This window comes from Pseudomonas sp. B21-010, assembly GCF_024749325.1.
Taxonomy (GTDB): domain Bacteria; phylum Pseudomonadota; class Gammaproteobacteria; order Pseudomonadales; family Pseudomonadaceae; genus Aquipseudomonas; species Aquipseudomonas kilonensis.
The window spans coordinates 1,239,355-1,251,649 of the sequence record NZ_CP087198.1; the positions used below are offsets into that span (position 1 = coordinate 1,239,355).

Sequence of the window (12,295 nt, forward strand, 5' to 3'; positions counted from 1 at the left end):
GGTTTTACTGTGAAGAATTGGACATTGCGCCAACGCATCCTGGCGAGTTTTGCAGTGATCATCGCCATCATGCTGTTGATGGTGGTTGTCTCGTATTCGCGGTTGTTGAAGATCGAGGACAGTGAAGAAAACGTCCGGGTCGATGCGGTGCCAGGGGTGTATTACAGCTCCATGATTCGCGGTGGCTGGGTGGACAGCTACGTCTTGACCCAGCAAATCGTCGGCCTTTCGGGCAACCGGGAAATCACCGCCGAGGACAAGGCCCGCTACCAGGGCTTCGAGCAGCACCTGCGCGAAGAGATGCAGAACTACCAAAAACTGATCCAGAACCCGGCCGACCAAGCCTCTTTCGACGAGTTCGAGGTCAATCACCAGGCGTTCAACCAAGCCATGGCAAAGGTCCTGGACTTGTACCAGCGTAAGGACTACGAAGGGGCGCGGCAGGCCTTGGACAAAGAGCTGACGCCAGAATGGATCGGCGGCCGCGGGCATTTGAACCACATCATCGAGCGCAATCGTGAGCTGGCGGAAAACGCCACCCAGACCATCGGCGATGCGGTAACGGCGGCCAAGGTCGCCATGGGCCTGTCGTTTCTGGTCGCGCTGGTCGTCGCCGTACTCTGTGGCCTGTTGCTGATGCGGGCGATCATGGGGCCGATGAACCGCATCGTCGAGATCCTCGAGATCATGCGCAGCGGCGACCTGAGCGGGCGCCTGAACCTGGCGCGCAAAGACGAATTCGGCGCCGTGGAAACCGGCTTCAACGACATGATGGCCGAGCTGACCTCACTGGTGTCCCAGGCCCAACGCTCCTCTGTGCAGGTCACCACTTCGGTGACCGAGATCGCCGCCACCTCGCGCCAGCAACAGGCCACGGCCACCGAAACCGCCGCCACCACCACCGAGATCGGCGCGACGTCCCGGGAAATCGCCGCCACCTCACGAGACCTGGTGCGCACCATGACAGAGGTGTCCACCGCCGCCGACCAGGCCTCGGTGGCCGCCGGCTCCGGCCAGCAAGGCCTGGCGCGCATGGAGGAAACCATGCATTCGGTGATGGGCGCCGCCGACCTGGTGAACGCCAAGCTGGCGATCCTCAACGAGAAGGCCGGCAACATCAACCAGGTGGTGGTGACCATCGTCAAGGTGGCCGACCAGACCAACCTGTTGTCCCTCAACGCGGCCATCGAGGCCGAAAAGGCCGGCGAGTACGGTCGTGGTTTCGCCGTGGTCGCCACTGAAGTACGACGCCTGGCCGACCAGACCGCCGTGGCGACCTATGACATCGAGCAGATGGTGCGCGAGATCCAGTCCGCGGTATCGGCCGGGGTGATGGGCATGGACAAGTTCTCCGAAGAAGTGCGCCGGGGCATGGCTGAAGTGCAGCAGGTGGGTGAGCAACTGTCGCAGATCATCCATCAGGTCCAGGCCCTGGCACCGCGGGTGTTGATGGTCAACGAAGGCATGCAGGCCCAGGCCACCGGTGCCGAGCAGATCAACCACGCCTTGGTGCAGTTGGGCGATGCCAGCAGCCAGACCGTGGAGTCCCTGCGCCAGGCCAGTTCCGCCATCGACGAGCTGAGCCAGGTAGCCGTAGGGCTGCGCAGCGGCGTCTCGCGTTTCAAAGTCTGATGGGCGAACTCGAGACCCGGCGTGGCGCCGCACCGACGGCCCGCCAGTCGTTGTTCCTGGTGTTCTGCGTCGGCAACGAACGTTACGCCCTGCAGGCCATCGATGTGGTGGAAGTGCTGCCGCGCCTGCCTCTCAAGCCGATTGCCCGGGCGCCGTCCTGGGTGGCGGGGGTGTTTGCCTGGCGTGGCACGGTGGTGCCGGTGATCGACCTGTGCGCCCTGACCTTTGGCCAGAGCGCACAGGCCCGGACCAGTACGCGACTGGTGCTGGTGCGCTATCAGGGCGACGCGCAACAAACGGGACAGGTGCTGGGCCTGATCCTGGAACAGGCGACCGACACCGTGCGCTGTGACCCGGCCGATTTCAAACCCTATGGCCTGGACAACCGGCAGGCGCCGTACCTCGGCCCGGTGCGCGAAGATGCCCAGGGGTTGCTGCAATGGGTGCGGGTCAATGACCTGCTCGATGAATCCGTTCGGGCGCTGCTGTTTCCTGCGCCGCCGCTGAACCTCGACGACCTCGAGGCAACGCCATGAACAACGACCAGCGTTTTTTCGATTTTCTCAAGGAGCGCATCGGCCTGGATGTGACCTCCGTCGGCACCGCGATCATTGAGCGGGCCGTGCGCCAGCGCATCATTGCCGTGCCCGGGCGAACCGCCGATGAATATTGGCAGGGCCTGCAGTATTCGGCCCAGGAGCAGCAGGCGCTGATCGAAGCGGTAATCGTCCCGGAGACCTGGTTTTTCCGCTACCCCGAATCCTTCGCCACCCTCGCCAAGCTGGCAGTCAAGCGCCTGGCCGAGATCAAGCACCTGCGCGCGCTGCGCATCCTCAGCTTGCCGTGTTCCACCGGCGAAGAACCTTATTCGATTGCCATGGCCTTGCTCGATGCAGGCCTGGGACCGCATCAGTTCAAGGTGGACGGCCTGGACGTCAGCCCGCTGTCGGTGGCGCGGGCCAAGGAAGCGCGTTACGGCAGGAATTCCTTCCGTGGCGCGGAGCTGGGTTTTCGCGAGCGGTACTTCGACGCCGAAGACGAGGGCTACCGCCTCAGCGAGCGGGTGCGCGAACAGGTGCGTTTGCAAGTGGGCAACCTGCTGGATCCGGCCTTGTTGGTGAACGAGGCACCGTACGACTTTGTGTTCTGTCGCAACCTGCTGATCTATTTCGACCAGCCGACCCAACAGCAGGTGTTCGAGGTGCTCAAGCGCCTGACCCATCAGGACGGTGTGCTGTTTATCGGCCCCGCCGAGGGCAGCTTGCTGGGCCGACTGGGTATGCGCTCGATCGGGATCGCCCAATCGTTCGCCTTCAGCCGCCAGGGGGCTCCCGAGCCGCAACCGTTGCCGGCCTTGATGCCGACCCCGCTGCCGGTTCGTCAGCCACCGCCCCGCGTTGTCCCTCCGGTGATTCGACCGCGGCCGTTTGCGACGAGCGTGACGCCGATTGCCGAGCCCAAAAGCAGCGATGCCGCGACCTTGCTGGCCAATATTGCCGCCCTGGCCAACGCTGGCAAAAGCGCCGAGGCCCGCGTGGCTTGCGAGGCCTACTTGCGCAGCCACGCGCCAAACGCCCAGGTGTTCTATTGGTTGGGCCTGCTCAGCGACATGGCTGGCAGCGCCCTTGAAGCCCAGGGTTTTTATCGCAAGGCGCTTTATCTTGAACCGCAACACGCCGAGGCCCTGGTGCATCTGGCGGCGCTGCTGGCTTCCCAGGGAGACGCGGCCGGAGCCCGTCGATTGCAGGAACGCGCCGCCCGTAGCGGGCGCGCGGCAGACAGTGAGCACAAACGATGAGCGGTTCGGCTTCTTACACCGTCACCCATGACGATGCCCAGGCAATCGACGACTGCTGGAATCGCATCGGCGTGCATGGCGACAAATCCTGTCCGTTGTTGGTCGAGCATATTCACTGCCGCAATTGCTCGGTGTATTCGGCGGCCGCCACCCGGCTGCTCGACCGTTATGCCTTGCCACAGGATCAGCGGGATCTGTCCCTTGCCCCCGCGGACACCGATGTGGTCACGCGCTCGCTGCTGATGTTCCGCCTCGGTGAGGAATGGCTGGGCCTGACGACGCGCAGCCTGGTGGAAGTGGCGCCGTTGCAGCCGATCCATTCCTTGCCCCACCAGCGCTCGCGGGCCTTGTTGGGGGTGGCGAATGTACGCGGGGCGCTGGTGGCCTGCTTGTCTCTGGTGGAGCTGTTGGACCTGGAGCCCGGCGCGGCGGTGGTTCCCGGCGCACGGGTGATGCCGCGCATGTTGATTGTCGCGGCCAAGGGCGGGCCGGTGGTGGTGCCGGTGGATGAGGTGGACGGCATCCATGCCATCGATGAGCGCATCCTGGCGAGCGCTTCGCAATCGACGGGCAAGTACACCCGTGGCGTGCTGCCCTTCAAGGGTCGCAGCCTGCGCTGGCTGGATGAAGAACAACTGCTGTCCGCCGTGGCTCGGAGCCTGTCATGACCCCTGATCAGATGCGCGACGCCTCGTTGCTGGAACTGTTCAGCCTGGAAGCCGAAGCCCAGACCCAGGTGCTGAGCACCGGCCTGCTGGCCCTGGAGCGCGACCCGACCCAGGCCGAATACCTCGAGTCGTGCATGCGCGCGGCGCACTCCCTCAAGGGCGCGGCGCGCATTGTCGGGGTGGACGCCGGGGTCAGCGTGGCCCATGTGATGGAAGATTGCCTGGTCAGCGCCCAGGAGCGGCGCCTGGTGCTGGGCGCCGAGCACATCGATGCCTTGCTGCAAGGCACCGACCTGCTGACGCGCATCGCCACCCCGGGCAACAGCGTCGGCGCCCCGGACATTGACGCCTATGTGGGGTTGATGGGGCGGCTGCTTGATCCCAACGCGCCACAGGCCTCGGCGATGGTCTTGCCAAGCGTCGAGATTCCGGTCGAGACATCGGTCGAGCCGCTACGCGTCGAGCTGCCGGAAGTGGAACTGCCCCCGACGACGGAGCCGGCCCCCAAGCGCAAACGGGTCACCGAAGGCGGCGAGCGGGTCTTGCGGGTCACGGCCGAACGCCTCAACAGCTTGCTCGATCTGTCGAGCAAGTCCCTGGTGGAGACCCAGCGCCTCAAGCCCTGGCTGGCGGCGATGCAGCGGCTCAAGCGCCAGCAAAGCAGCGGCTTGCGCGCCCTTGAAGAGCTGAACGTGCACCTCAAGGACCATGCCCTGAGCCTGCAAGCCCAGGAAGCCCTTGGCGATGCCCGCCGTTTGCTCGCCGAAACCCAGCAATTGCTGGCGCAGAAAACCGCCGAGCTGGATGAGTTCGCCTGGCAGGCCAGTCAGCGGGCGCAGGTGCTGTACGACACCGCGCTGGCCTGTCGCATGCGGCCGTTCGCCGATGTGCTTTCGGGTCAGGTACGCATGGTCCGTGACCTGGGCCGCAGCTTGGGTAAACAGGTGCGCCTGGAGATTGAGGGCGAGAAAACCCAGGTCGACCGCGATGTGCTGGAGCAGCTCGAAGCGCCGCTGACCCATTTGCTGCGCAACGCCGTGGACCATGGCATCGAACCCCCGGAGCAACGAATACTGGCCGGCAAGCCCGCCGAAGGCCTGATCCGCCTGCGGGCTTCCCATCAGGCTGGCCTGTTGGTGTTGGAGTTGGCGGACGATGGCGCCGGGGTGGACCTGGAACGGGTGCGCCGCAGCATCGTCGAGCGCGGCCTTTCCCCTGAGCAAACCGCCGCCAGCCTGAGCGAAGAGGAGCTGCTGACTTTCCTGTTCCTGCCCGGTTTCAGCCTGCGTGACAAAGTCACCGAAGTGTCCGGGCGCGGCGTCGGCCTGGACGCCGTCCAGCACATGGTCCGACAGTTGCGCGGTGCAGTGGTGCTGGAACAGACGGCGGGCGAGGGCAGTCGTTTCCATCTCGAGGTGCCGCTGACGCTGTCGGTGGTGCGCAGCCTGGTGGTGGAGGTCGGCGATGAAGCGTACGCCTTTCCCCTGGCCCACATCGAACGCATGTGCGACCTGGCGCCGGAAGACATCGTCCAGCTCGAAGGTCGCCAGCATTTTTGGCACGAAGGCCGGCATATCGGGCTGGTGGCCGCCAGCCAATTGCTCAATCGGCCGGCGACGCAAGGCAGTAGCCAGACCCTCAAGGTCGTGGTGATCCGCGAGCGCGAGACGATCTACGGCGTGGCGGTAGAGCGCTTCATCGGCGAGCGGACGCTGGTGGTCCTGCCCCTGGACGAACGCTTGGGCAAGGTCCAGGACATTTCCGCCGGGGCCTTGCTCGACGACGGCTCAGTGGTGTTGATTGTCGATGTCGAAGACCTGCTGCGTTCGGTGGACAAGTTGCTCGATACCGGGCGCCTGGAGCGTATCGCCCGGCAGAACCAGGCCCAGGCCCCGCGCAAGCGGATCCTGGTGGTGGACGACTCCCTGACCGTGCGCGAGCTGCAACGCAAGTTGTTGCTCAATCGCGGCTACGACGTGGCGGTGGCGGTGGATGGCATGGATGGCTGGAATGCATTGCGCTCGGAGGATTTCGACTTGCTGATCACCGACATCGACATGCCACGCATGGACGGCATCGAGCTGGTGTCGCTGTTGCGGCGCGACAACCGCTTGCAGTCGTTGCCGGTGATGGTGGTGTCCTACAAGGACCGCGAAGAAGACCGCCGTCGTGGTCTCGACGCCGGGGCCGACTATTATTTGGCCAAGGCGAGTTTCCACGACGACGCCTTGCTCGATGCCGTGGTCGAATTGATCGGAGGGGCGCGCGCTTGAAGATCGCCATCGTCAATGACATGCCCCTGGCGGTCGAAGCCCTACGCCGCGCCCTGGCGTTCGAGCCGGCGCATCAACTGGTCTGGGTGGCCGCCAACGGCGCCGAGGCGGTGCAGCGTTGCGCCGAATACACCCCGGACCTGATCCTCATGGACTTGTTCATGCCGATCATGGATGGCGTGGAAGCCACCCGGCGGATCATGGCCGACAGCCCGTGCGCTATCGTGATTGTCACCGGTGACAGCCAGCAGAATGTCCACCGGGTGTTCGAGGCCATGGGCCATGGCGCGTTGGATGTGGTCGACACCCCGGCCCTTGGCGTCGGTAACCCGGCAGATGCGGCGGCGCCGCTGCTGCGCAAGATCACCAACATCGGCTGGCTGATCGGTGAGCGCAACAAGCGTGAACGACCTGCGCCAGCGGCGCAGCGTGCGGCAGTGTCGCGCAAGAGCCTGGTGGCCATCGGGTCGTCGGCGGGCGGGCCGGCGGCGCTGGAGGTGCTGCTCAAGGCGCTGCCGCGTGACTTTGCCCCGGCCATCGTGCTGGTCCAGCATGTGGACGAGGTGTTCGCTGCAGGCATGGCCGAGTGGCTGGGCAGTGTCTCGGGCCACACGGTGCGCCTGGCCCTGCACGGCGAGACGCCGCAGAGCGGCACGGTGTTACTGGCCGGGACCAATCATCATCTGCGTTTGTTGAAGGACGGCACCCTGGCCTACACCGCCGAGCCGGTGAACGAGATCTACCGGCCCTCCATCGACGTGTTTTTCGACAGTGTCGCCCAGTACTGGAGCGGTGATGCGGTGGGTGTATTGCTCACTGGCATGGGCCGCGACGGTGCACAAGGGCTTAAGCTCATGCGAGAGCAGGGCTATGTGACCATCGCCCAGGATCAGCGCAGCAGCGCGGTGTACGGGATGCCCAAAGCGGCGGCCGCCATCGACGCCGCCGCCCATATTCTCGCCCTGGACGCTATCGCGCCACGGTTGTTGGAGATTTTTACCCCATGATGAACCCCGCCAGCCTTGCGCCAGGGCGTACTCAGGTAAGCCACCATGAATGATCTGCAGCTCGACGAATTCAAGCGCGATGAAAACGCCGCCATGGTCTTGCTCGTCGACGACCAGGCGATGATCGGCGAGGCCGTGCGGCGTGGCTTATCGAACGAAGAAAACATCGACTTCCACTTCTGCTCCGACCCTCACCAGGCCATCGCCCAGGCCGTTCGCATCAAGCCGACGGTGATTCTCCAGGACTTGGTGATGCCCGGCCTGGATGGCTTGAGCCTGGTGCGCGAGTACCGTAACCATCCCGCCACCCGTGATATCCCGATCATTGTCCTGTCCACCAAGGAGGACCCGCTGGTCAAGAGCGCGGCGTTCGCCGCCGGGGCCAACGACTACCTGGTCAAGTTGCCGGACAACATCGAACTGGTGGCGCGTATCCGCTATCACTCGCGTTCCTACATGATGCTGTTGCAACGCGATGCGGCCTTTCGCGCACTGCGGATCAGCCAGCAGCAACTGCTCGACACCAACCTGGTGCTGCAACGGTTGATGAACTCCGACGGCCTGACCGGCCTGTCCAATCGCCGGCACTTCGACGAATACCTGGAGCTGGAATGGCGCCGGGCGATGCGCGACCAGAGCCAACTGTCGCTGCTGATGATCGATGTGGATTATTTCAAGTCCTTCAACGACAACTTCGGCCACCTGGAGGGCGACGAAGCCCTGCGCCAGGTCGCCACGGCGATCCGCGAGGCGTGCAGCCGTTCGTCCGACTTGCCGGCCCGCTACGGCGGCGAGGAGTTCGCCCTGGTCCTGCCCGGCACCTCGCCGGGCGGCGCCCGGCTGATGGCCGAGAAACTGCGCCAGAGCGTCGTCGCCCTGAAGATCCCACACACCACGCCCAACGCCGGCGCGAACCTGACCATCAGCATCGGCGTCTCGACCTTTACCCCCCAGCAGGGTAGCGATTGCCGGCAACTGATCCTGGCGGCGGACAAGGGGCTGTACATGGCCAAGCACAATGGGCGTAATCGGGTGGGGGTTGAATAAACCCTTTGCCTGGCGAGATTGCTTTTGTGGCGAGGGAGCTTGCTCCCGCTGGGCTTGTAGGCGCTGTGTAGGAGCTGTCGAGTGCAACGAGGCTGCGATCTTTCCCCAGCCAATTGAGTCCCAAGCGAAAGCTCAAGATCAAAAGATCGCAGGCTTCGCCAGCTCCTACAGGACCCAGCGGGAGCAAGCTCCCTCGCCACAGGACCTGTGGCGTACAAGGAATTGGTGTTCCTAAAGCCGCCAGGCGGGCTGCCGCTGGCGCTTGATTACGTTATACTCGCCGGCTTTCAAAAGTTCGCCAACGAGTGCTGCCCGCCATGGAAATCAACCCGATCCTGAACACCATCAAGGACCTGTCCGAGCGCTCCGAAACTATTCGGGGGTATCTTTGACTACGATCAAAAGCATGAGCGTCTGACAGAAGTCAATCGCGAGCTTGAAGATCCGAATGTCTGGAACAACCCTTCGTACGCCCAGGAACTGGGCCGCGAGCGTTCTGCGCTGGCGCAGATCGTCGAGACCCTGGACGAGTTGTCCAGCGGCCTGGCCGATTGCCGCGACCTGCTGGACATGGCTGTCGAAGAGAACGATGAAGGCGCGGTCGGCGATGTGGTCGCCGAGCTGACACGCCTCGACGAGAACCTCGCCAAGCTGGAATTCCGTCGCATGTTCAGCGGCGAGATGGACATGAACAACGCCTACCTGGACATCCAGGCCGGTTCCGGCGGCACCGAAGCCCAGGACTGGGCCAACATCCTGCTGCGCATGTACCTGCGCTGGGCTGACAAACGCGGTTTCGACGCCACCATCATGGAACTGTCGGCCGGTGAAGTCGCCGGGATCAAGGGCGCCACCGTGCACATCAAGGGCGAATACGCCTTTGGCTGGCTGCGGACCGAGATCGGCGTGCACCGCCTGGTGCGCAAGAGCCCGTTCGACTCCGGTAACCGCCGCCATACCTCGTTCTCGGCCGTATTCGTTTCGCCGGAAATCGATGACAACATCGAGATCGAGATCAACCCGGCGGACTTGCGCATCGACACCTACCGTTCCTCCGGGGCCGGTGGCCAGCACGTTAACACCACCGACTCGGCCGTACGGATTACCCACGTACCGACCAACACCGTGGTCAGCTGCCAGAACGAGCGTTCCCAGCACGCCAACAAAGACACCGCGATGAAGATGCTCCGGGCTCGCCTTTACGAGCAGGAAGTGCAGAAGCGCAACGCGGCGTCCCAGGCGCTGGAAGACACCAAGTCGGACATCGGCTGGGGTCACCAGATCCGTTCGTACGTGCTCGATGCCTCGCGGATCAAGGATCTGCGGACCAGCATCGAACGCAGCGATTGCGACAAGGTGCTCGATGGCGATATCGATGAATACCTGATCGCCAGCCTCAAACAAGGGCTGTAACGCGACACCCATGCGGCGGGCAGGCACGCTTCCATCAAGGAGCATGACTCGCCCGCAAACTCCGGCCCGGGGCCGGGGGCAACGAACCTGTGATGGAATCCTTAAAGACATGAGCGACCTAGAACTCGACCCGCAAGCCCTGCAACAGGAAGAAAACTCCCTGATCGCCCTGCGCAAGGAAAAGCTTGCTGCCGAGCGCGCCAAGGGCCAGGCCTTCCCCAACGACTTCCGCCGCGACGCCTACTGCGACGTCTTGCAGAAGCAGTATGCGGACAAGACCAAGGAAGAGCTGGCCGAGGCGGCGATTCCAGTCAAGGTGGCCGGTCGTATCGTGCTCGATCGTGGTTCGTTCATGGTGATCCAGGACATGACCGGGCGCCTCCAGGTCTACGTCAACCGCAAGACCCTGCCGGAAGAAACCCTGGCCGCCGTCAAGACCTGGGACCTGGGCGACATCATTGCCGCCGAAGGCACCCTGGCCCGCTCCGGCAAGGGCGACCTGTACGTCGAGATGACCAGCGTGCGCCTGCTGACCAAGTCCCTGCGCCCGCTGCCGGACAAGCACCACGGCCTGACCGACACCGAGCAGCGCTATCGCCAGCGCTACGTCGACCTGATCGTCAACGAAGACGTGCGCCAGACGTTCCGCGTGCGCTCGCAAGTCATCGCCCACATCCGCAGCTTCCTGATGAAGCGTGACTTCCTGGAAGTCGAGACGCCGATGCTGCAGACCATCCCCGGCGGTGCGGCGGCCAAGCCGTTCGAAACCCACCACAACGCCCTGGACATGGAAATGTTCCTGCGTATCGCGCCGGAGCTGTACCTCAAGCGTCTGGTTGTGGGTGGCTTCGAAAAAGTCTTCGAGATCAACCGCAACTTCCGTAACGAAGGCGTTTCGACCCGGCACAACCCCGAGTTCACCATGCTCGAGTTCTACCAGGCCTACGCCGACTACGAAGACAACATGGACCTGACCGAGGAACTGTTCCGCGAACTGGCGCAGCTGGTTCTCGGGACTACCGACGTGCCGTATGGCGACAAGGTGTTCCATTTCGGCGAGCCGTTCGTGCGCCTGTCGGTGTTCGACTCGATCCTCAAGTACAACCCTGAACTGACGGCCGATGACCTGAACGACATCGAAAAGGCTCGCGCGATCGCCAAGAAGGCCGGTGCCAAGGTGCTCGGCTTCGAAGGCCTGGGCAAGCTGCAAGTGATGATTTTCGAAGAACTGGTCGAGCACAAGCTGGAACAGCCGCACTTCATCACCCAGTACCCGTTCGAAGTGTCGCCGCTGGCCCGTCGCAACGACGAGAACCCAAGCGTGACCGACCGTTTCGAGCTGTTCATCGGTGGCCGTGAAATCGCCAACGCCTATTCCGAGCTCAACGATGCAGAAGACCAGGCCGAGCGTTTCATGGCCCAGGTGGCTGACAAGGACGCCGGCGACGACGAAGCCATGCACTACGATGCCGACTTCGTGCGTGCCCTGGAGTACGGCATGCCGCCGACCGCTGGCGAAGGCATCGGCATCGATCGCCTGGTGATGTTGTTGACCAACTCGCCGTCGATCCGGGACGTGATTCTCTTCCCGCACATGCGGCCTCAAGCGTAAGTGCTTCAACTAAAAAGCCGCCTGGAAGGGCGGCTTTTTATTGCCTGTCTGGTACAAACGTATCAATTGGTTACTTTTTCAAAGAGCGAGGAAGACCTGTCGTGAATCGTGCAATGGCTTCAGAAGGTGCAGCGGGCGTCGCCACGGCTGTCGCTGAAAGTGTTCAGTACCAGGGCCGCAAGGCCAGCCGACAGGGCAGTGAGCAGCGTCGCCAGGAGATTCTCGACGCGGCCATGCGCATTGTGGTGCGCGATGGCGTGCGAGCCGTGCGCCACCGCGCAGTGGCCGCCGAAGCCGGCGTGCCGCTGTCGGCCACCACGTATTATTTCAAGGACATCGATGACTTGCTCACCGATACCTTCGCCCAGTATGTGGAACGCAGCGCGGCGTTCATGGCCAAGCTGTGGACCAACAACGAAGGCCTGCTGCGGGAAATGGTCGCTTACGGTGACGGCAGCGCCCAATCGCGTTCGCAGCTGGCGGACGACATTGCCCGGATGACCGCCGACTACGTGCAACACCAATTGGACAGTCGCCGTGAGTACCTGATGGCCGAACAGGCCTTTCGCCAGGAAGCGCTGCTCAACCCGCGCCTGGCGGTGTTGGTGCGTTCCCACCAGCAGATTTTGCTGCACGGCACCTGTCAGTTTTTCCAGGTATTGGGCTCCCGTGAGCCGCAACAGGATGCCAAAGTGTTGACGGCGATTATCGGACGGATGGAATATCAGGGCTTGCTCAATGGCGCCGAGCCGGTAGCCGATGAAGATATGCTCGGCATCCTGACCCGCTACATGCACCTGGTACTGGCGTCGGTGTAACCCCTTGTGGGAGTAGGCTAGGTGGGA

At 63.5% G+C, this 12,295-nt stretch carries 10 protein-coding genes; all 10 read left to right on the plus strand.

The genetic code is table 11. From position 1 onward, the window contains the following. The first annotated feature begins 9 nt into the window (after window positions 1-9). Window positions 10-1,632: a methyl-accepting chemotaxis protein gene (locus tag LOY50_RS05310; protein ID WP_253471815.1), complete on the plus strand. Its 1,623-nt coding sequence runs from the start codon at window positions 10-12 to the stop codon at window positions 1,630-1,632. Continuing rightward, on the plus strand, window positions 1,632-2,168 hold the full coding sequence (locus LOY50_RS05315) for a chemotaxis protein CheW (protein ID WP_258690418.1): 537 nt from the start codon (window positions 1,632-1,634) through the stop codon (window positions 2,166-2,168). Before LOY50_RS05310 ends, LOY50_RS05315 begins: the two co-directional genes overlap by 1 nt. After that, window positions 2,165-3,430 carry a protein-glutamate O-methyltransferase CheR gene (locus tag LOY50_RS05320; protein ID WP_258690419.1) on the plus strand — a complete coding sequence of 422 codons (1,266 nt, stop codon included), beginning with the start codon at window positions 2,165-2,167 and terminating at the stop codon, window positions 3,428-3,430. Before LOY50_RS05315 ends, LOY50_RS05320 begins: the two co-directional genes overlap by 4 nt. Further along, window positions 3,427-4,098, plus strand: a complete 672-nt coding sequence (locus LOY50_RS05325; protein WP_258690420.1) for a chemotaxis protein CheW — start codon at window positions 3,427-3,429, stop codon at window positions 4,096-4,098. The genes LOY50_RS05320 and LOY50_RS05325 overlap by 4 nt, the downstream gene beginning before the upstream one ends. Continuing rightward, entirely contained in the window at window positions 4,095-6,371 is a 2,277-nt protein-coding gene (locus LOY50_RS05330) for a hybrid sensor histidine kinase/response regulator (protein WP_253471823.1), read from the plus strand. Before LOY50_RS05325 ends, LOY50_RS05330 begins: the two co-directional genes overlap by 4 nt. Continuing rightward, window positions 6,368-7,378 (plus strand): chemotaxis response regulator protein-glutamate methylesterase, encoded by a 1,011-nt coding sequence (locus LOY50_RS05335; RefSeq protein ID WP_214511356.1) that lies wholly within the window; start codon window positions 6,368-6,370, stop codon window positions 7,376-7,378. The genes LOY50_RS05330 and LOY50_RS05335 overlap by 4 nt, the downstream gene beginning before the upstream one ends. 45 nt (window positions 7,379-7,423) lie before the next feature. Next, window positions 7,424-8,425 carry a diguanylate cyclase gene (locus LOY50_RS05340; RefSeq protein WP_253471824.1) on the plus strand — a complete coding sequence of 334 codons (1,002 nt, stop codon included), beginning with the start codon at window positions 7,424-7,426 and terminating at the stop codon, window positions 8,423-8,425. 317 nt (window positions 8,426-8,742) lie between these two features. Then, a protein-coding gene (gene prfB / locus LOY50_RS05345; RefSeq protein WP_095963568.1) for a peptide chain release factor 2 occupies window positions 8,743-9,838 on the plus strand; the annotation gives its coding sequence in 2 pieces (ribosomal slippage) (window positions 8,743-8,814 and window positions 8,816-9,838; 1,095 coding nt in all). 109 nt (window positions 9,839-9,947) lie between these two features. After that, on the plus strand, window positions 9,948-11,450 hold the full coding sequence (gene lysS / locus LOY50_RS05350) for a lysine--tRNA ligase (RefSeq protein ID WP_003198151.1): 1,503 nt from the start codon (window positions 9,948-9,950) through the stop codon (window positions 11,448-11,450). Between the two features lie 101 nt (window positions 11,451-11,551). Beyond that, the gene (locus tag LOY50_RS05355; protein WP_003198153.1) at window positions 11,552-12,268 is read left to right on the plus strand and encodes a TetR/AcrR family transcriptional regulator; all 717 of its coding nucleotides are present in this window, start codon (window positions 11,552-11,554) and stop codon (window positions 12,266-12,268) included. The last annotated feature ends 27 nt before the right edge of the window (window positions 12,269-12,295 follow it).

What these genes read in the sequence shown, in the direction of transcription:
- LOY50_RS05315 (WP_258690418.1), top strand. Translation starts at nt 1,632, where the DNA reads ATGGGCGAACTCGAGACCCGGCGTGGCGCCGCACCGACGGCCCGCCAG.
- LOY50_RS05320 (WP_258690419.1), top strand. Translation starts at nt 2,165, where the DNA reads ATGAACAACGACCAGCGTTTTTTCGATTTTCTCAAGGAGCGCATCGGC.
- LOY50_RS05325 (WP_258690420.1), top strand. Translation starts at nt 3,427, where the DNA reads ATGAGCGGTTCGGCTTCTTACACCGTCACCCATGACGATGCCCAGGCA.
- LOY50_RS05330 (WP_253471823.1), top strand. Translation starts at nt 4,095, where the DNA reads ATGACCCCTGATCAGATGCGCGACGCCTCGTTGCTGGAACTGTTCAGC.
- LOY50_RS05340 (WP_253471824.1), top strand. Translation starts at nt 7,424, where the DNA reads ATGAATGATCTGCAGCTCGACGAATTCAAGCGCGATGAAAACGCCGCC.
- lysS (WP_003198151.1), top strand. Translation starts at nt 9,948, where the DNA reads ATGAGCGACCTAGAACTCGACCCGCAAGCCCTGCAACAGGAAGAAAAC.